We start from the raw sequence: 20,017 nt of genomic DNA, 5'->3' as shown, positions 1-20,017 counted from the left end.
CGCACGCCCCCCGGGCCCGCGGATCGAACCGGGGGCGCGTGCGCCCGCCGCGACCGCCGGACGCCGGACGGCCGGCTCAGCGGAGGGCGGCCAGGGTCGTGAGGGGGTTGTCCAGGAGGCCGGCGAAGGCGAGCTCGGCGGCTCCGGCGAGCGTGGTGTCGTCGCCCAGGGCCGTCACGGCCAGGCGCACCCGTTCCCGCGACACCGGCAGCACATGCGCGTCGATCCGGGCGCGGACGCGCGGCTCGGCGCCCGGATAGACGTCGCGCAGCATCCCGCCGAAGACCACGAGCGCCGGGTTGAACAGGTTGATGAGGTTGACGACGCCGACGCCGAGCCAGTCGCCGACGCGGTCGAGGGCGTCCCGCGCCCTGCCGTCACCGGCCCGGGCGAGGGCGACGACGGACCGGATGCCGTCGCGGCCGACGAGGTCGCCGGAGCGTCCCGCGTAGTCGAGCAGCGCCTCCTCCCCCACCTCGGCCTCCAGGCAGCCGCGCGACCCGCACAGGCAGGGCCGCCCGTCGAACGGGTTGACCAGCATGTGCCCGAGTTCGCAGCCGTAGCCCGTGTCGCCGTCCAGGAGGTCGCCGCCGACGATGATGCCGCCGCCGACGCCGACGTCCCCGTGCAGGTAGACGAGGTCGTCGACGTCTCGTCCCGCGCCGCGCACGTGCTCGGCGACGGCCCCCATGTGCGCCTCGTTGCCCACCTCGACGGGCAGCCCGAGGCCGAGCCCCGCCCCGAGTTCCGCGCCGAACGCCTGGTCCACCCAGCCGAGGTGCGGCCCGTACCGCACGGTGCCGTCGGTCCGCCTGATCAACCCGCAGTACGAGGCGCCGACCCCCACGCACAACGCGCCCGGCGCCGCCCCGGCGACCAGCTCGCGGCCGAACGCGGCCAGGACCCCGACGACGTCCTCCAGGTCGACCCCGGCGCGGGCGCGGACCGCCTCCCTGCGGTCGAGGACCCGGCCGCCCAGCCCGACGCGGGCCGCGACCAGCCGGTCCACGGCGACGTCGAACGCCAGCCCGTACACCGTGCCCTGCTCGGGCATGACGACGATGGACGGCCGCCCCGCCCGGCCCCGCCCGGCGGGCACGCCCTCGCGGACGAGCCCGGCCGCGGCGAGTTCGGCGGTCAGGTCCATGATGGTGCTGCGGTTGAGGCCCATCCGGCGGCTCAGCGCGGCGCGGGACACCGCACCCTCGTCGTGGACGCGGCGCAGCACCTCGCTCAGGTTCCGCTGCCGCATCTGCTCCTGCGTCCGCACGCCCACCGCCGATCCCGTCATCTCCGTCACCCTAGGACGTGTCCTCACAGGATCACGGTCGCGCCGGAAGGCGCAAGGCGAAGGTGGTGCGGACGCCCGGGGTGCTGGCGGCCGTGGCGGTGCCGCCGTGCGCCTCGGCCAGGTCGCGGACGATCGCGAGGCCGAGGCCGCTGCCGCCGGTGCGGCGGTTGCGCGACTTCTCCGCCCGCCAGAACCGGTCGAAGACGTGCGGAAGGTGCTCGGCGCGGATGCCGATGCCCGTGTCGGTCACCTCGATGACCACGTGGTCGCCGTCCTGGCGGGCGTCCAGCGTGATGTGCCCGCCGGGCGGCGTGTAGCGCAGGGAGTTGGTGACGAGGTTCCCGACGGCCTGGCGCAGCCGTACGGGGTCGGCGGTCAGGGTGGGGGCGGCGGCGCCACCGGCGGTCAGGGTGAGCCCGGCGGCCTCGGCGCGGCCCCGGTGGGCGGTGGCCACCTGGTCGAGGAGGTCGCCGAGGTGCACGGGTTCGAGGTGCAGGCGCAGCTTGCCCGCGTCGGCGAGGGCGAGGTCCTGGAGGTCGTCCACGATGTGCTGCAGCAGCAGGAGCTCCTCGACCAGGGAGGCGATCAGCGCGGGGTCGAGCTCGGCGACGCCGTCCTGGGCCGCCTCCAGCCAGCCCCTGAGGTTGCTCAGCGGGGTGCGCAACTCGTGGGAGACGTCGCTGACCATGGCCTTGCGCTGCTCCTCCATGCGCTGGAGGTGCTCGGACATCTCGTTGAACGCGGTGGCCAGCTCGCTGATCTCGCCGGTCGTCCTGACCTGGACGCGGGCGGAGCTGTCCCCGTCGCGCATCCGCCGGGCGGCGTGGGTGAGCGCGTTGACCGGGCCGACCAGGCGCCTGGCCGCCATGACGCTGACGCCGACGGTCAGCACGAGCACGAGGAGGGCGGCCCCGGCGATCGAGGGCAGCGGGATGCGCGGCCCGGCGGCCTCGGACGGGGATCCGATGTACAGGTAGGCGGCGGGGGCGACGTAGGGATCGAGCTGTTCCTTGCGGGCGGCGGCGATGCACGAGGAGATCGTCTGGCCGGGTTCGGCGGCCGAGGACGCCGGCCGCTTCTCCTTCGCGACCCAGGTGAGGTCCAGGCCGACCGAGCCGCGTTCCGCGCCCTTGCCCTTCAGGCACCTGCCGACCAGGAGGTTGAGCTGCTTCAACGCGGCCTTCTCGGTGCGCGTCGGCGTGTTGAAGGCGGCCGCGTCGCAGGGGGCCGTCACCGCCGGGGCCGGGCTCGGCTCCTGCGGGACGCCCTCGCCGGTCGTCGTCACGGACGGCCTGCCGGTGTGGGAGACGGCCGTCCGGACGGGCTGACCGGTACGTCTCATGCAGGCGGCGTAGGCGTCGGCGGCCTTCCCCAGCCGGACGCGGTCACGGTCGGGCAGCAGGAAGGGGCCCACCGCGCGCGGATCGATGCGGTCCTTCGCCGCCCCCGGCACCAGGGTCACGTCCACGGCCAGCGGATCGACGACGGCCGACACCCGGGCGGGCAGCGGGGTCCCGGCGGCCGCCGAGTCGGCGATGAGGGCGCCCTTCTCGGTGGTCAGCGCGATGCGGCGGCTGTTGGCGGCGGCGAGGTCGCGCACGGTGGCCGCGACGCCGGACCAGTCGGGATGGCGGGCTGCGTAACCGAGCAGGCTGTTGTTGATCTGGGCGTCGCTGGCCAGCGTCTGGCCCTGCTCGCGCTGGATGGCGCCGGAGGTGCTGTTGGCGGCCAGCCAGGCCGTCGCCGTGATCGAGCAGACCGCCACGACGGCCGAGCTCGTGAGCAGCCTGACGAACAGCGACCTCATGCCTGGGTCAGCTTGTAGCCGACGCCGTACACGGTCAGCAGCCGGGACGGGCGGCGCGGGTCGGGCTCGATCTTCCTGCGCAGGTTCATCACGTGCACGTCGACCGTGCGCTCGGTGATGAACCGGTCGAAGCCGTGGACGCGCTCCAGCAGCTGCTTCCTGGTGAACACCCGTTCCGGCTCGGCGGCCAGCGTCTCGACGATCCGGAACTCCGCGAGCGTGCAGTCGACCGGCGTGCCCGCCACGGTGACGGTGTGCCTGACCGGGTCCACGACCAGGTCGCCCGCCCGGAACAGCCGGCCCGCCTCCGGCGACCTGCCGGTGCGGCGCAGCAGCGTGCGCACGCGGGCCATCAGCTCGCGCGGGCTGTACGGCTTGGTCATGTAGTCGTCGGCGCCGAGGTCGAGCCCGAGCAGCAGGTCGTCCTCGGTGGACCTGGCCGTCAGCATCAGGATCGGCAGGTCGGACTCGGCGCGCAGCACCCGGCAGACGTCCAGCCCGTCGACCTTCGGCATCATCACGTCGAGCAGCACGAGGGCGGGGTCACCCTGCCGGGCCTCGTCGATCGCCGAACGCCCGTCGTGCACGACGCGGACCTCGTGGCCCTCCCGCTCCAGGTAGCGCCTGAGCAGTTCGGCCTGCTTGGGGTCGTCCTCGGCGACCAGCACGTACGCGCACATGGCCCGAGGTTATGCGCCCGCCACGAGTGCATACGGGATCCGCATGACAGGCAAACAGGTTCCACACATTCTGCCGCCAGGCTGCGCCGGGTGAGAACCAACCTGCTTCGTACGGCCGCGGCGACGGCACTCGCCCTCCTGGCGGCGGGCTGCGCGGGCAGCGCAGGCAGCGCGGACAGCGCGGACAGTGCCGTGCGACCCGATCCCGCGACCACCACGGCGAGCACGGCGGCGAGCACGGCGGCGAGCACGGCGGCGAGCACGGCGCTGAGCACTGCCAGGTCGAAGATCGCGAGCGTCAAGGGGGCACGGATCACGATCTACCGGGGCAGACAGGGCGCGGCCCAGCGGACGATCGCCAGTCCCAACGACTACGGCGCGACCCGCGTCTTCCTGGTGGAACGCGACGAGGGCGACTGGCTCCAGGTGCTGCTGCCGGTCCGGCCCAACGGCAGCAAGGGCTGGATCAAGGCCGCCGACGTGACGCTCGCGGAGACGTCCCACCGCGTGGAGATCGACCGCGGCGCGTTCCGCTTCACGGTCTACGACGGCGACCGGCCCGTCAGGACGGGCAAGGTCGCGACCGGCGAGGCCGGCACGCCGACGCCTCCGGGCCGCTACTTCTTCACCGAGCTGGTGAGGCCCACCGGCGACGGCGGGGCCTACGGCGCCTACGCCTTCGGGCTGAGCGGCTTCTCGCCGGTGCTGAAGAGCTTCGCCGGCGGCCCCGGCCAGCTCGCGATCCACGGGACGAACAAGCCTTCCGCCATCGGCACGCGGGCCAGCCACGGCTGCGTCCGGGTCAGCAACGACGACATCACCTGGATGGCGAAGAACCTGGCGATCGGCACCCCGGTCGTCGTCAAGGGCTGAGGCCCTGCTCGAAGGATGAGAGGAACCCTATGAAGATCAGAACCATGCTCGTCGGCGGCGTCGCGGCGCTGGCCCTCGCGGCGGGCCTCGCCGGGCTCTCGGGAACGGCCTCGGCCGAGCCCAAGAAGCCCGCCGCGGTGCCTGCCGCGGTGCCCGCCGCAGTGCCCGCCGCGGTCACCTCCCCGGCGCCCGCCCCGGTGCCCGCCGAAGGCCGGCCCACCGTGGAGCGGACGGCGGGGCCTAAGGAGCCGGTCGCCGTCAAGCCGCGTTACACCGGCTGATCACGACCCGTCGCCGCCGCGTGACGTCCCGCCTCTCCTGCCCGTCGGCCGCGTCGGCGGCCTGGCCATCACGGGCGGGAGCCGGGCCCGGACGCCGCGGCGCGACGTGCGGGCGGCGACCGGGGCGGCCACACCGTCCCTGACCACCCACCGCCGCGCCACGTGCGCGGCGGCCATGCCGTCCTGACCGCGCACGACACGGCGCCACGTGCGGGGCGGCCACGCCCTCGCTGTCCGCGCACGACGCGGCGTCCGTGACGCCGCGTGTCCCCCGCCGGGGCCCTACCCCGGCGGGGGCCTTCTTTTTCCGGGCCGTCCTCCGCGACGACGCCCGCGGACCGGGCCTTTCCCGTCGCGCTGCCGACCTCGCCGTCCTCCGAGGTCCTGCGACGGATGTGCTTGCCCGTCCGCGTCTTTCGCGCCTTTCGACCCCGTTTGCGGGAGCGCCCCGGCGAAGAGGATCATGTCGGTGTGGCGTTCCGGAGCGGTGGCGAGAAGGCCGCACTCCTCGCCTGCGTCCGGAGCCCGGGGTTTGCCTGTCGCCGGTCCGGGAGGTTCGCGCGCTCCGGCCGACGCCGGGCGCCGGGACGCCGCTGACCTCCTGCCGAGCCGTCCCGCGCCCACCGGCCGGCGACGCCTGCAAGCAAGATCATGGCAGGTTCCAAGTCAGTGGCAAGCCGGCTCACCGATGCTGTCGTGCGGACGACTATGGGCGAAAGGAGCACGCAACCGCAGAACACGACATTTGCCGCGAATGCCCCCCGCCGCACCCGCCTACCGCGCGACACTGAACCGCCCGCACGACCCCGCACGACCCCACGCGCCCAGCGACGACCTCGCCCTGGCCCGCGTGCCGTCCCGAGGAACGGGCTGTTCCATAACGCCCACCCGGGCACGTTTGACCTTTGCTGGAAAGAGGACACATGAATACGGATGTGACGGGCGCGAACCGCCCTCTCACCGACTCGCCGGGACGCCTCCACGAGGCCCTGGAGGCGCAGTGCCGGCGGACACCCGATCGCCTCGCCGTCGTCGCGGGCACGAGCCGGATGACCTACGCCGAGCTCGACCGCAGGGCCAACGGGATCGCCAACGCCCTGGCCGGGCGGGGTGTCGTACGCGGCGACCTGGTGGGCATCTGCCTCGACCGCGACGAGTGGCTGGTGCCCGCGCTGATCGGGGTGCTCAAGGCGGGCGCGGCCTACGTGCCGCTGGACCCGGCCTATCCGGCGGAACGCTTACGTTTCATGGCCGAGGACGCCGCCATGACCGCCGTGGTCACCTCGACGGCGCGGCGCGAGACGGCGGCGCCGACCGGCGCGGACGTCGTGCTCGTCGACGACGTGACGCCCGCCGCGCACGGGCCCGAGGTGCCCGGCGAGCCGGGCGACGCCGCGTACGTGATCTACACCTCCGGCTCCACTGGCCGTCCCAAGGGCGTGGTCGTGGAGCACCGCAACACCCTGAACCTGGTGCGCTGGGAGGCGTCCGCCTATACGGCCGAGGAGCTGAGCGGCATGCTCGCCGGCTCCTCCATCTGCTTCGACGCCTCGATCACCCAGATCTTCACGCCGCTGTACGCGGGCGGGACCGTGATCATGGCGGACAACGTGCTGGCGCTGCCCACGCTGCCGGCCCGCGACGAGGTGCGCACGGTATTCGGCGTCCCGTCCGCGCTGTCGGTGCTGCTGCGCGAGCCGCTGCCGGACGGCGTGCGCATGGTGCTGTCCGGCGGCGAGCGGCTGACCGCCGCGCTGGTCGCGCGCGTGTACGCCAACCCCGGCGTGCGCCGGGTGCTCAACATGTACGGCCCCACCGAGTGCACCACCGGCTCCACCCTGTTCGAGGTCGCCCGCGACCACCAGGGCGAACCGCCGCTGGGCGGGCCGATGGCGGGCGCGCTGCTCAGCGTGCGCGACGCCGACGGCAGGCCGGTCCCGGACGGCGAGGTCGGCGAGTTGTGGATCGGCGGGCCGAACGTGACCCGCGGCTACCTGGGCCACGACTCGCAGGCGTTCGGCGCCGACCCGGACGGCACCCGCGTCTACCGCACCGGCGACCTGGTCCGGTGGGTGGACGGCGAGCTGCGCTACGTGGGCCGCGCCGACGACCAGGTCAAGATCCGCGGCTACCGGGTGGAGCTGGGCGAGGTCGAGTCGGCGCTGGACCGCCATCCCGCGGTGCGCCGCGCCGTCGTCCTGGCGCACACCGACGACGACGGCATCGCCTACCTCGTCGCGCACGTGGCCGCCTCGGGCGTGACCGAGCCCGAGCTGCGCGACTGGCTGCGCGACCGGCTGCCCGACCACCTGGTCCCGGCCAGGATCGGCGTGACCGGCGACCTGCCGATCGCCCCCACCGGCAAGGTGGACCGCGCGGCCCTGCCCAAGCTGGGCGCCGCCCGGACGGGGAGCGCCGCGCCGGTCGCGCCCCGCACGGACGACGAGCGCCAGGTGGCCGAGGTGATCGCGGACGTGCTGGGCCTGCCGGAGGTGGGCGTGCACGACCGATTCGCCGACCTGGGCGGGCACTCGCTGGCCGCCGCCCGGGTGGTGACCGAGCTGTCCCGGCGGCTCGGGCACACCGTGCCGCTGGCGACGTTCCTGACCGAGCCGACCGCGGCCGGGCTGGCGGCGCGCCTGCGTGAGCCGGGATCGGCTCCGGTGCGGCGGACCGGCCGGACCCGGCACCCACTCACCGCCGCGCAGCGCGAGTTCTGGACGTTGCGCCAGCTCCACCCGCACAGCCCGGTCACCACCGTGTCGATCCGGCTGCGCGTGCGCGGCCTGAGCGGGAGCGCGCCGGTGCGCCGGGCGCTGGACGCGGTCCTGCGCCGGCACGAGGCCCTGCGCAGCACGATCTCCGCCGGCGAGGACGGCGTCCCGTACGCGGTCGTGCACCCGCCCGTCGCCGTCCCGCTGGTCGAGCATCCGGCGGGCGCGGACCCGGTGAAGGTGGCCCGCGCCGCGGTGGAGCACGTGTTCGACGTGACGACCGAGGTGCCGCTGCTGCGCGCCAGCCTGTGCCCCGTCGGAGAGGGCGTGGCCGAGCTGGTGCTCGTGACGGACCACATCGCCTTCGACGGCGGTTCGGTCGGCGTGCTGATGGACGAGCTGGCCGCCGAGCTGGCGGGTGAGCCCGTCCCCGAGCCGGCGGTGCAGCTCGGCGACGTGGCGGTGCGCGAGCAGGAGGACCGGCCCGACCTCGCGCGGCTGCGGGAGTTCTGGCGCGGCGAGCTGGCGGGGGCGCCGGTGGCGGGCCCGCCGCCCGGCGACCTGACGACGTGCCGGGTGATCAGGCCGCTCACCGAGGAGTTCACGGACGGCGTGGCCGCGCTGGCCCGCGCGTGCGGCGCGACCCCGTACGCGGTGTACCTGGCCGCGCTCGCCCTGGTCGCCGGGGAGCCGGACACGCTGGTCGGCATGGTCGCGGCGCGGCGCGCCCGGCCGGAGCTGGCCCGGGTCGTCGGGCCGCTGATCGACACGGTGCCGGTGCGGCTGCGGCCGGACGCCGCGCCGACCTTCCGCGACCTGGTCCGGCAGGCCGGGCAGGCCGCCACGCGGGCGCTGGTCCACCAGGAGGTCCCGCCCGCCGACGTCCCCCGCGCCCCGGTGCTGCTGGCCATGCAGCACGCCGAGGTGCCGGTGCGGGCCGGCTGCCTGGAACTGCTGACCGAGGTCGGCTCGGGTGCGGCGGTGCACGAGTTCAGCGTGCTCGTCAACAGGACGGCCGCCGGCGCCGAGCTGCACCTGGAGTACGCGGTCGCGCTGCTCGGCCGGGAGGCGGCCGGGGCGTACCTGGACCGGCTGCTGTGGCTGCTGCGGCGCGTGGTGGCCGAGCCGGACCTGGCGATCGCCACGTTCGAGCCGGTCACCCCGGACGAACGCGCCGAGCTGCTGGCCCGCGCGGCCGGCCCCCGGCTGCCCGACGACCTGCCGCCGGTGCCGCTGTCGCTCGCCGCGCACGCGAACGGCACGGCGGGCACGGCGGGCACGGCGGTGGTCGGCCCCGACGGCGTCGCGATGAGTCACGCCGAGCTGAACGACCGCGCCTACCGGATCGCGGCCGGGCTGCTGGCGCACGGGGTGTCGCGCGGCGACGTGGTCGGCGTCCGCGTGCCGCGGGACGAGATGTTGCCCGTGGCGCTGCTGGGCGTGTGGCGGGCGGGGGCGGCGTACCTGCCGCTGGACCCGGAGCACCCGGCCGAGCGGCTGCGCCTGCTGGCCGCGGACGCCGGCGCCCGCGTGGTCCTCACCCGCGGCGGGACGCCCCTGGAGACGGCGCCCGACGCGGACGGACCGGTGACGCTCGACGCGGACCGGCTCGCGGCGGGCCCCCGCGCGGACCTTCCCGAGGTGCGCGCCGAGGACCTGGCGTACGTCACCTACACCTCAGGCTCCACCGGCGCCCCCAAGGGGGTCGAGGTCACCCACGGCTCCCTGGCCGCCCTCGTGGCCGGCATGATCTCGACGCTCCGCCTCGGCCCGGCCGACGTGCAGCCCGCGGTCGCGCCGCTGAGCTTCGACGCCTCGGCCTCCGAGCTGTGGAGCGTCCTGGCCGCCGGCGGCACGTCGGTGGTGGTGGACAGGGCCACGGCCACCGACGGGCACGCGCTGGCGGAGCTGATCACCAATTGCGCGGCCACGGTGATCGACCTGGTGCCGACCTCGTACCGGATGCTGATCGCGGCCGGCTGGGCGGGTGACCCCGCGCTGCGCGCCGTCGCCGGCGGGGAGGCGCTGGACCCGGCGCTGGCCGAGCAGATCCTGCTGCGCGTCGGCGAGTTGTGGAACGCCTACGGGCCCACCGAGACCACCGTCACCTCGACGCTGCACCGGGTGCGCCCGCATGAGGGCGACCGGGTGCCGATCGGGTCGCCGATGCCGGGCGAGCGGGCGTACGTGGTCGACGCGCGGCTGCGGCTGGTGCCGCCGGGCGCGGTCGGCGAGCTGCTGCTCGGCGGCACAGGGGTGGCCCGCGGCTACCGGGGCCGTCCGGACCTGACCGCGGCCGCCTTCGTGGCCGACCCGTTCACGCCGGGCGGCCGCTGCTACCGCACCGGTGACCTGGTGCGCCGGCGGCCGGACGGGACGCTGGAGTTCCACGGCCGCCGCGACCACCAGGTGAAGGTCCGCGGCTACCGGATCGAGCTGGGCGAGGTCGAGGCCGTGCTGCGCGAGGTCGCCGAGGCCGCGGTGACCGTGGCGGGCACGGACGCGCAGGCCCACCTGGTCGGCTACGTCGCGCCGGAGACGGCGGACCTGGCCGCGGTCGAGCGGCACGCCCGGTCCCGGCTGCCCGGCCACATGGTGCCGCGCCGCTGGGTCGCGCTGCCGGCGCTGCCCACGCTGCCCAGCGGCAAGGTGGACCGCCACGCGCTGCCCGAGCCGGACACCGGCCCGGCCCCGGCGCGGGTCGAACCCTCCACCGAGGCCGAGCTCCTGGTGGCCGCCGTCTGGTCCGAGGTGCTCGAACGGCCCGAGGTCTGGGCCGGCGACGACTTCTTCGCCCTCGGCGGGGCCTCCTTCGCCGCGACCAGGGTGGCCGCCCGCCTGCGCGAGATGTTGCAGGTCACCGTGCCCGTGCGGCTGGTGTTCGACCGGCCGGTGCTGGCCGACTTCGCCGCCGCGCTGGAGGAACTGCTGGCCGCCGACCTGATCGAGGGGAACGAGGGATGACCGAGGTACGTGAGGACCGGATCGCCGAACTCGTCCGGTCCAGGCTCGCCGCCGCCCTGAAGCAGAAGGAGCAGGCGGCCGTCCCGCGGATCCCGGCGACGTCGGCCGCGGACATGCCGCTGTCGCCGGCGCAGCAGCGGCTGTGGTTCCTGGCCCAGCTCGAACCCGGCACGCCCGCCTACAACGTGCCGCTGACGCTGCGGCTGCGCGGCCCGGTGGACGTCGCCGCCCTCACCGGCGCGGTGGCGGACCTGGCCGAGCGGCACTGGATCCTGCGCGGCGTCATCGAGGACGGCCGCGTGCGGCCCGTCGCCGCCGTGCCGGTGCCCGTGGTGGACATGACGGACGCCGTCCCGGCGGACCTGGAGCGTGAGCTGGCCGAGCACGCCTGGCGGCCGTTCCGGCTGGACGCCGAGCCGCCCCTGCGGGCCGCGCTCTACCGGCTCGGCGACGAGGAGTGCGTGCTCGCGCTCACCCTGCACCACATCGCCACCGACGCCTGGTCGGAACGCGTGCTGCTGGACGATCTCACCCACCTGTACGCCGCCCGCCTCGGCCTGGAGCCGCCCCCCGCTCCCCCGGCCCTGCAGTACGCGGACGTGGCCGCCTGGGAGGCCGGGCGGCCCGACGCCGACCTCGACTGGTGGGCCGGTCACCTGGCGGGCCTGCCGCCGGTGCTGGACCTGCCGCTGGCCCGGCCGCGCCCGGCCGTCCCCACGTGGGAGGGGGCGGCGGTCGCGGTGGAGGTGCCCGAGGCGTTGTCGGCGAAGGTCCGCGCGGTGGCCGGGACGTCGCCGTTCATGGTGTTCCTGGCCGGGTTGCAGGCGTTGCTGAGCCGCCTGTCCGGCGTGGACGACATCGCCGTCGGCGTGCCGCACGCGGGCCGCCACCACCCCGACGCCGAGCGGGTCGTCGGCTGTTTCATCAACACGCTGGTGGTGCGCGGCGACACCGCGGGCGACCCGACCGGCGCCGAGCTGCTGGCACGGGCCCGCACGGCGGCGCTGGACGCGTTCGCGCACGCCGGCACGCCGTTCGAGCGGGTCGTCGAGCGCCTGCAGCCGGAGCGGAACCTCGCGGTCACGCCGCTGTTCCAGGTGATGCTCAACGTCTACGACACCGGCGCGCCGCCGTCGCTGCCGGGGCTGGCGGTCGAGGCCGGGACGCCGCCCGTGCCGACCGCCAAGTTCGACCTGAACCTGGAGCTCGGCGACGACGGCACCCGCTTCTCGGGCGAGTTGCGCTTCCGCACGGACCTGTTCGACGAGGACACCGTGCGCCGGCTCGCCGGCTGGTACCTGGAGCTGCTGGACGGCATGCTCACCGACCCGGACGCGCCGGTGCGGCTGCCGGCCGGCGACGACCTGCGCGGCCGGGACGCCGGCCTGCCCGTGGACGTGCCGCTGCACACGCTGGTCGAGCGGATGGCCGACGCCCGCCCCGACGCGGTCGCGGTCGGCTCGCTGAGCTACGCGGAGCTGGACCGCCGCGCCAACCAGGTGGCCCACTGGCTGCTGGAGAGCGGGGTGCGGCCGCAGGAGCCGGTCGGCGTGCTGCTGGAGCGGCGGCCCGAGCTGGTGGTCGCCATGCTCGGCGTGCTCAAGGCGGGCGCCGCCTACCTGCCGCTCGACCCGGTCTACCCGGAGCGGCGCAACCAGGCGGTGGTGGCCGACGCCGGAGCGCGGATCGTGCTCACCGGGGCCGAGCTCGCCGCCGCGGCGGAGGCGTCCGGCGAGCGTCCCGGCGTGGCGGTGGCGCCGGAGCACCTGGCGTACATGATCTACACCTCGGGCTCGACCGGGCGGCCGAAGGGCGTCGCGGTCGAGCACCGGCACATCACGCACTACCTCGGCGCGGTGGCCGAGGTCGTCCCGGCGGGGCTGACGTCGTTCGCGCTGGTCTCCACCGCCGCCGCCGACCTCGGCATGACGAACGTGTGGTGCGCGCTGACCACGGGCGCCACCCTCCACCTGATCGACCACGAGACGGCCACCGACCCGGCCGCGTTCGCCGCCCGCCTGGCGGCGCATCCGGTGGACGCGATCAAGATGGTGCCCAGCCAGCTCGAACTCCTCGGCACGGCCGCCCTGCCCGGCAGGCTGCTGATCCTGGCCGGCGAGGCGGTGCCGGCGGACCTGGTCGCGCGGGTCCGGGCGGCGCGGCCGGACCTGGAGGTGCAGATCCACTACGGCCCGACCGAGACCACGGTGTCGGTGCTGGCCTGCGACGCGGTCGAGGCCCTGGCCGAGCTGGGCCCGGGCCGGGCGCCGCTGGGCCGGCCGCTGGCCGACGTGGTGTGCCGGGTGGCCGACCCGTCCGGGCGGGCGTTGCCGCCCGGCGTGCCCGGTGAGCTGTGGATCGGCGGGCCGAGCGTGGCCCGCGGCTACCTGGGCCGTCCTGACCTGACCGCCGAGCGATTCACCGGCGGCTGGTACCGCACCGGCGACCGGGTCCGGGTGACCGGCACCGGGCTGATCGAGTTCCTGGGACGGATCGACGACCAGGTGAAGGTGCGCGGCTTCCGCGTCGAGCTGGGCGAGGTCGCCGCGGCGTTGCGGGCCCTGCCGCAGGTCGCGGAGGCGTACGTGCAGCCGGTCGGCGACGGCCTGGAGCGCCGCCTGGCCGCCTGGGTGACGCCCGCGACCGTGGATGCCGCGGCCGTGCGCTCGGCGCTGCGCGAGCGGCTGCCCGACTACATGGTGCCGGCCGCGATCGGCGTGCTGGAGGCGTTGCCGCTCACGCCGAACGGCAAGGTGGACCGGGCGGCGCTGCCCGTCCCCGAGGCCGGGCCCGCGGTGCGGGTGCCGCTGGGCACGCCGGCCGAGCGCCTGGTCGGCGAGGTCTGGGCCGACGTGCTCGAACTCGCCGAGGTGTGGGCGGACGACGACTTCTTCGCCCTCGGCGGGCACTCGTTCGCGGCGACCCGGGTGGCCGGGCGGCTGCGGGAGCGGCTGGGCGCGGCGGTGCCGGTGCGGCTGCTGTTCGAGCATCCGGTGCTGGCCGACCTGGCCGCCGCGCTGCCCCGTCCGGCCACCGCGGCGCGCGTGCGGCGCGCGCCGGCGGACGGGCCGGTGCCGCTGTCCGGGGTGCAGGCCAGGCTGTGGTTCCTGGCGCAGCTCGAACCGGACAGCAGCGCCTACAACGTGCCGGTGGCGCTGCGGCTGCGCGGCCCGCTGCGCGCGGAGGCGCTGCTGGACGCGGTGCGTGACCTGGCCGAGCGGCACCACGTGCTGCGCGGCGTGGTCGACGACTCCGGCCCCGAGCCGGTGATGGTGGTGCGGGAGGCCGCCGAGGTGCCCGTCTCCACCGCGCGCGTGGACCCCTCCGAGGTCGAGGACGTGCTGGCCGGGCACCTGGCAACGCCGTTCGCGCTGGACCGCGAGCCGCCGATGCGGGCGGTGCTGCTCACCGTCGGCGACGGCCGGGACGACGACGAGCACGTGCTCTCGCTCACCTTCCACCACATCGCCACCGACGCGTGGACGCGGGGGCTGCTGCTGTCGGAGCTGTCCGGCCTGTACGCCGCCCGCCTCGGCCTGCGCCCGCCGCTCGACCCGCCCCCGGCGCAGTACGCCGAGGTGTCGCCGGTCCCCGACCCGGCCGACCTGGACTGGTGGGCCGGGCACCTGGACGGCCTGCCGCCGGTGCTCGACCTGCCCACCGACCGGCCGCGCCCCGCGGTGCCGGACCCGGGCGGAGCCGCGCTCGACCTGGAGCTCCCGGCGGAGCTGAGCGAGCGGATCAGGGCGGTGGCCGCCGCCTACCGGTCCACGCCGTTCATCGTGCTGCTGGCCGGGTTGCAGGCGCTGCTGGCCCGGCTGTCGGCGAGCGCGGACATCGCGGTCGGCGTGCCGGTCTCCGGCCGCGACCACCCGGACACCGAAGGCGTGGTGGGCTGCTTCCTCAACACCGTGGTCGTGCGGACCGACGTGGGCGGCGACCCGACCGGGCGCGACCTGCTGGCCCGCGCGCGGGAGTCGGCCCTCGGCGCGCTCGCGCACGCGGGCACGCCGTTCGACCGGGTGGTGGACCGGCTGCGGCCGGAGCGGAACCTGGCGGCCACGCCGCTGTTCCAGGTGATGCTCAACTACATCCCCGGCGTGGCCGGGGCCGGGCTGCCCGGCCTGGAGACGTCCGAGATCCACCTGCCGGAGCTGACCACCAAGTTCGACCTGAGCTGGCACGTCGTGGACGACGGGCCGGGCGCGCCGCTGCGCGGCGGGCTCGCCTACCGGACCGACCTGTTCGAACCGGGCACCGCGGCCAAGCTGACCCGCTGGTACGCCGCCCTGCTCGACGGGCTGCTCGCCGACCTGGACGCGCCGGTGGGCGCGGTGCCGCTGGAGCCGGTGACCGGCCCGGCGCTGGACGGCGGTCCGCCGCCGGAGCCGCCCGCCGGGGCGGTGCACCACCTGATCGAACGCTGGGTGGACGAGACCCCCGGCGCGCCGGCCGTGGTGGGCGCCGACCGCGCCCTGACCTACGCGGAGCTGGAGGCGGCCGCCAACCGGATCGCCCACTGGCTGCTGGAGGCCGGGGTGAGCGCCGACGAGCCGGTCGGCGTGCTGCTGGAGCCGGGCGCGGACCTGGCGTGCGCGTTGTTCGGCATCCAGAAGTCGGGCGGCGGCTACCTGCCGATGGACCCGGCGTACCCGGCGGCGCGGATCGCCGCGATGCTGGAGGCCGCCGGGGTGCGCGCCGTGGTGACGGTGAGCGAGTTCGCGCCCCTGATCGGGGACGGCAGGCAGGTGCTGGCGCTGGACCGGCCGCCGTCCCTGCCGGACACCCGGCCCCGGGTCGAGGTGCTGCCGGAGCACCTGCACCACGTGATCTTCACGTCGGGGTCCACCGGCACGCCCAAGGCGGTGGCCGCCGAGCACGGCGGCGTCCTGAACTACCTGGGCGGCATGCTGCCGCGCATCGGCGTGCCCGGCGGGTCGTTCGCCGTCGTCTCCACACCGGCGGCCGACTTCGGCCTGACCTGCGTGTTCGGCGCGCTGACCACCGGCGGGACGGTGCACCTGGTGCCGCGCGAGACCGCGATGGACCCGGCCGCGTTCGCCGGATACCTGGCCGAGCACCGGGTGGACGTCGTCAAGTGCGTCCCGAGCCACCTGGAGCTGCTGGCCTCGGGCGGCGACCTGGCCGCCGTGCTGCCGGGCCGGCTGCTGATCCTGGCGGGCGAGGCGTGCCCGTGGGACCTGGTGGAGCGGGCCCGCGCCGCCCGTCCCGAGCTCAGGATCCAGAGCCACTACGGCCACACCGAGTCCACGATGATCTGCCTGGTGTGCGACACCGAGGAGATCCCCGCCGACCGGCGGACCGGCATCGTGCCGCTGGGCCGTCCGCTGCCCGGCGTGTACGGCCACCTGGTGGACGCCGGAATGCGGCCGGTGCCGCCCGGCGTGCCCGGCGAGCTGGTCGTCGGCGGCCCCGGGGTCACCCGCGGCTACATCGGGCTGCCCGAGCTGACGGCCGAGCGGTTCGTCCCCGACCCGCTGACCGGGCAGGGACGCTGCTACCGCAGCGGCGACCTGCTCCGCCTCACCGCCGACGGGCAGATCGAGTTCCGCGGCCGGGTCGACGACCAGGTCAAGGTCCGCGGCTACCGCGTCGAACTCGGCGAAGTGGTGACCGCCCTGCGAGCCCTCCCCCAGATCGCCGAAGCCGTCGTCCTGCCCGTCGGCGAGGGCAAGGCCAGGCAGCTCGCCGCCTGGGTGACGCCCGCGACCGTGGAGGCCGCGGCCGTGCGCTCGGCGTTGCGTGAGCGGCTGCCCGACTACATGGTCCCGGCGCACGTCGTCGCGCTCGACCGGCTTCCCCTCAACCCGAACGGGAAGATCGACCGGGCCGCCCTGCCCGAGCCGGTGGCCGAGCAGGCCGCGTACGCGGCGCCCTCGACGCCGAACGAGGAGCTGGTCGCCGGGGCCTTCGCCCGGGTGCTCGGCGTGGAGCGGGTCGGGGCGGGCGACGACTTCTTCGCCCTCGGCGGCGACTCGTTCGCCGCCGTCCGCGCGGTCAAGGAGATCGGCCGCGGGCTGCGGGTGATCGACCTGTTCACCCGGCCCGCCGTGGCCGACCTGGCCGCGTACCTGGGCCGCGAGGACGGCGGCGGGCTGCTGCACCGCCTGGGCGGCGGCCGGACCAGCGAGTTCACGCTGGTGTGCGTGCCGTACGGCGGCGGGTCGGCGGCGGTGTACCAGCCGCTGGCCAGGGCGCTGGGCGACCGGGTGGAGGTGCTCTCGGCCGAGCTGCCCGGCCACGACCCGGCTCGCCCCGACGAGCTGCCGCTGCCGCTGGCGGAGCTGGTGGACGTGCTGGCCGCCGAGGTGGCGGCGACCGCGTCGGGCCCGGTCGCGGTCTACGGCCACTGCGTGGGCTCCGCGCCCGCCGTCGCGCTGGCGCGGAGGCTGGAGGCCGACGGCGTGCCCGTGCTGGGCGTGATCGCCGCCGCCAGCTTCCCGGCGGCACGGCTGCCCGGAATGGTCAGGCGGCTGTTCGGCGGCGACCGCTGGGTCTCCGACCGGATGTTCCGCGACGCGCTGCGCGCCTCCGGCGGGCTGCTCGACGACATGGACGAGGCCGCCAAACGCACCGCCGTACGCGCCATGCGGCACGACGCCGACCAGGCACAGGAGTGGTTCGGCCAGGAGCTGGCCGGCGGGGGCACGCCGCTGCGCGCCCCGATCCTGAGCCTGGTCGGGGAGCGCGACCGCGCCACCGAGCTGCACGAGGAGCGCTACGCCGAGTGGGCGGCGTTCGCGCCGCGGGTGGAGCGGGCCGTGCTGCCCAGGGCCGGCCACTACTTCCTGCGCCACCAGGCCGAGCCGCTGGCCGCCGTCGTGCTGGCGCACCTGACCCGCTGGGCGGCCGGAACGCTGCCCGATCCGGTACGACCGCCGGAACGCACCAGACTGGGGTCCTTCTACACCGTCGCCGGCGGGCAGATCGTCTCGGCGCTGGGCACGGCGCTGAGCTCGTTCGCGCTCGGCGTGTGGGCCTACCAGCGCAGCGGCGAGATCCTGGACCTCGCGCTGGTCACGATGCTGGCGCAGATCCCGGCCGTGCTGCTCACCCCGCTCGGCGGCGCGCTGGCCGACCGGGTGGACCGGCGCAAGATCATGCTGGCCTGCGACGCGCTGTCCGGGATCGCCATGGTGGCGCTGGTGCTGCTGCTGACCACCGATCGGCTGGAGTTCTGGAACGTCTGCCTCATCGTGGGCGTGACCTCGGTCGTGTCGGCGTTCCAGCAGCCCGCCTGGCTGGCGGCGATCGCGCAGCTGGTGCCCAAGCCGTACCTGCCGCAGGCCAACGCCCTGGCCAACGTGGGCTTCGGCGCGGGCAACGTGGTCGCGCCGCTCGCGGGCGGCGCGCTGATCGGCCTGTTCGGGTTGTCGGCGGTGGTGGCCGTGGACGTGGCCACGTTCGCGGTCGGCGTGCTGACGCTGCTGCTGGTGCGCTTCCCCGACCGGCTGTTCCACCGGCGCGAGGAGACGTTCATGTCGGCGCTCACCGGCGGGTGGCGGTTCCTGCGCCGGCGGCGTCCGCTGATGGTGATGGCGCTCTACTTCGCGGTGGTGAACTTCTGCACCGCGCTGATGTGGGTGCTGGTCACCCCGGTCGTGCTGGCCATCGGCGACTCGGCCGACCTCGGCGCGGTGACCGCCGTCGGCGGCGTCGGCGCGGCCGTGGGCACCGGCGTGGTGCTGGTGTGGGGCGGCACCCGGCGACGGGCGACGGGCATGATCGGTTTCGTCGTCGGGTCCGGGCTCGGCGTGGTGCTGATGGGCGTGTGGCCGGTCGTGTGGCTGGTCGCGGCCGGGTTGTTCGTCCGGCTGGCGTGCATGAGCATCGGCAACGCGCACTGGCTGTCGATCATCCAGGTGAAGGTCGGGCCGGAGCTGCAGGGGCGGGTGCTCGCGGTGAACATCATGATCGCCACGGCCATGCAGCCGATCGGCTTCCTCTCCGCCGGCCCGCTGGCGGACTGGGCCGGACGGTTCGCCGGCGGGCCCGGCGGGGGCGCCGGGGTGGTGCTGCTGGCCAGCGGCGTGTTCCTGGTCCTGTGGGGGCTGCTGGGGCTGCGGCACCGGCCGCTGCACCACCTGGAGGACCTCGTCCCCGACGCCGCCCCGCCCTCGGAGGCCGCGGCCGACCTGGACGCCATCCAGGAGAGGGTGCTGAGCGCATGAACGGCGGTGCTGAGCCCATGGAAGCGGAGGATGCGGCGGGCGTGCGGCTTGTCGCCGCTGCCGACGTCCGGGCGGCCGGTGACCGGATCGCGCCGTACGTCCGGCGCACGCCGCTGCTGCGGGTGCCCGGCGAACGGCTCTGGGTCAAACCGGAGAACCGGCAGCCCACCCGCTCGTTCAAGGTGCGCGGCGCGGTCAACGCCGTGGGCCGGCTGGCCGGGCACGGCGTCCGGCACGTGGTGGCGCAGTCGTCGGGCAACCACGCCCAGGCCATCGCCTACGCCGCCGCCGAGCACGGGGTGCGGGCGACCGTCGTCCTGCCGGACACGGCGCCCGAGCTGAAGGTGAGCGCCGCGCGCCGGCTCGGCGCGGAGGTGGTGATCGTCCCGCCCGCGCTGCGGGAGGAGGCATGCCTGGCGCTGGCCGACCGGTTCGGCGCGACGGTGATCGGCTCCGACGCGTTCGACGTCATCGCCGGGCACGGCAGCGCCGGGACCGAGATCTGCCTGGACCTGCCGGACGCGGGGACCGTCCTGGTGCCGGTCTGCAACGGCGGCCTGCTGGCCGGGATCGCGGTGGCGGTCAAGGCCGCCGACCCGGCGATCCGGGTGATCGGCGTCGAGCCCGAGCTGGCCGCCGACGGAGCGGCCAGCTTCCGGTCGGGCACGCGCACGGCGTGGCCGGTGGAGCTGACCTACCGCACGCGGGCCGACGGACTGCGCGCGCCGGTGCTGGGCGCCCTGGCATGGGAGCACATCCACCGGTACGTGGACGACATGGTGACCGTGACCGAGGACGCCATCGACGCCGCCGCCGTCCTGCTCCGGCGGGAGCTGGGGGAACGCGCCGAACCCAGCGGCGCGGTGGCCACCGCCGCCTACCTCACCCACCAGGCGCACCTGCCGCAGGGGCCGGTCGTCGCGGTCCTGTCCGGCGGCAACGTCGCGATCGGCACGGAAACCAGTCAGGAGCCGCAGGAGCCACTGGCACGAAGCACCTGACCACGTGTTCGCGTTGCTCATGATCACGCTTCCCGTCACACGTGATCACACTCTCCGTCACGCGCGCCCGCTGATCAGGGGTGCGTGACGGTCGTGGTGGCTGTGGTGGGGGGGGGGGGGGGGGGGCCCCCCCCCCCCCCCCCCCCCCCCCCCCCCCCCCCCCCCCCCCCCCCCCCCCCCCCCCCCCCCCCCCCCCCCCCAACCCCCCCAAAAC

At 75.7% G+C, this 20,017-nt stretch carries 9 protein-coding genes; 5 read left to right on the top strand and 4 right to left on the bottom strand.

From position 1 onward, the window contains the following. Positions 1-76: 76 nt before the first annotated feature. The 3 genes from ACIBQ8_RS30545 to ACIBQ8_RS30535 are packed head-to-tail and all read right to left on the bottom strand — an operon-like array spanning position 77 to position 3,778. Positions 77-1,291: an ROK family protein gene (locus tag ACIBQ8_RS30545; RefSeq protein ID WP_397193569.1), complete on the bottom strand. Its 1,215-nt coding sequence runs from the start codon at positions 1,289-1,291 to the stop codon at positions 77-79. Between the two features lie 31 nt (positions 1,292-1,322). Continuing rightward, a complete protein-coding gene (locus ACIBQ8_RS30540) occupies positions 1,323-3,098 on the bottom strand; it encodes a sensor histidine kinase (RefSeq protein WP_397193568.1) in 1,776 nt (591 codons plus the stop codon). Continuing rightward, positions 3,095-3,778, bottom strand: a complete 684-nt coding sequence (locus tag ACIBQ8_RS30535; RefSeq protein ID WP_397193567.1) for a response regulator transcription factor — start codon at positions 3,776-3,778, stop codon at positions 3,095-3,097. Before ACIBQ8_RS30535 ends, ACIBQ8_RS30540 begins: the two co-directional genes overlap by 4 nt. Positions 3,779-3,868: 90 nt before the next feature. Between ACIBQ8_RS30535 and ACIBQ8_RS30530 the strand changes: the two genes are divergently transcribed. Further along, positions 3,869-4,651, top strand: coding sequence for a L,D-transpeptidase (locus ACIBQ8_RS30530; RefSeq protein WP_397193566.1), 783 nt, complete (start codon positions 3,869-3,871; stop codon positions 4,649-4,651). Positions 4,652-4,680: 29 nt separating this feature from the next. Continuing rightward, positions 4,681-4,932, top strand: coding sequence for a hypothetical protein (locus tag ACIBQ8_RS30525; RefSeq protein WP_397171941.1), 252 nt, complete (start codon positions 4,681-4,683; stop codon positions 4,930-4,932). Here ACIBQ8_RS30525 and ACIBQ8_RS30520 read toward each other — a convergent pair whose 3' ends face one another. Further along, positions 4,933-5,127, bottom strand: a complete 195-nt coding sequence (locus ACIBQ8_RS30520; protein WP_397171943.1) for a hypothetical protein — start codon at positions 5,125-5,127, stop codon at positions 4,933-4,935. 728 nt (positions 5,128-5,855) lie between these two features. On the opposite strand from ACIBQ8_RS30520, the gene ACIBQ8_RS30515 reads away from it, so the two are divergent. Genes ACIBQ8_RS30515 through ACIBQ8_RS30505 form a run of 3 tightly spaced genes read left to right on the top strand, consistent with a single transcriptional unit; the run spans position 5,856 to position 19,803 of the window. Next, a complete protein-coding gene (locus tag ACIBQ8_RS30515; protein ID WP_397193565.1) occupies positions 5,856-10,610 on the top strand; it encodes an amino acid adenylation domain-containing protein in 4,755 nt (1,584 codons plus the stop codon). Beyond that, the gene (locus tag ACIBQ8_RS30510; RefSeq protein ID WP_397193564.1) at positions 10,607-18,802 is read left to right on the top strand and encodes an amino acid adenylation domain-containing protein; all 8,196 of its coding nucleotides are present in this window, start codon (positions 10,607-10,609) and stop codon (positions 18,800-18,802) included. The genes ACIBQ8_RS30515 and ACIBQ8_RS30510 overlap by 4 nt, the downstream gene beginning before the upstream one ends. 17 nt (positions 18,803-18,819) lie before the next feature. Further along, a complete protein-coding gene (locus ACIBQ8_RS30505; RefSeq protein ID WP_397193563.1) occupies positions 18,820-19,803 on the top strand; it encodes a threonine/serine dehydratase in 984 nt (327 codons plus the stop codon). Positions 19,804-20,017: the final 214 nt, after the last annotated feature.

The sequence above is a fragment of the Nonomuraea sp. NPDC049646 genome (assembly GCF_044465525.1).
In the GTDB taxonomy this organism is placed as follows: domain Bacteria; phylum Actinomycetota; class Actinomycetes; order Streptosporangiales; family Streptosporangiaceae; genus Nonomuraea.
This window is presented reverse-complemented; position numbering and strand designations above follow the sequence as displayed.

Coding starts and splice junctions, on each gene's coding strand:
- ACIBQ8_RS30525 (WP_397171941.1), top strand. CDS start 4,681: ATGAAGATCAGAACCATGCTCGTCGGCGGCGTCGCGGCGCTGGCCCTC.
- ACIBQ8_RS30535 (WP_397193567.1), bottom strand. CDS start 3,778: ATGTGCGCGTACGTGCTGGTCGCCGAGGACGACCCCAAGCAGGCCGAA.
- ACIBQ8_RS30545 (WP_397193569.1), bottom strand. CDS start 1,291: ATGACGGGATCGGCGGTGGGCGTGCGGACGCAGGAGCAGATGCGGCAG.
- ACIBQ8_RS30510 (WP_397193564.1), top strand. CDS start 10,607: ATGACCGAGGTACGTGAGGACCGGATCGCCGAACTCGTCCGGTCCAGG.
- ACIBQ8_RS30515 (WP_397193565.1), top strand. CDS start 5,856: ATGAATACGGATGTGACGGGCGCGAACCGCCCTCTCACCGACTCGCCG.
- ACIBQ8_RS30540 (WP_397193568.1), bottom strand. CDS start 3,098: ATGAGGTCGCTGTTCGTCAGGCTGCTCACGAGCTCGGCCGTCGTGGCG.
- ACIBQ8_RS30505 (WP_397193563.1), top strand. CDS start 18,820: ATGGAAGCGGAGGATGCGGCGGGCGTGCGGCTTGTCGCCGCTGCCGAC.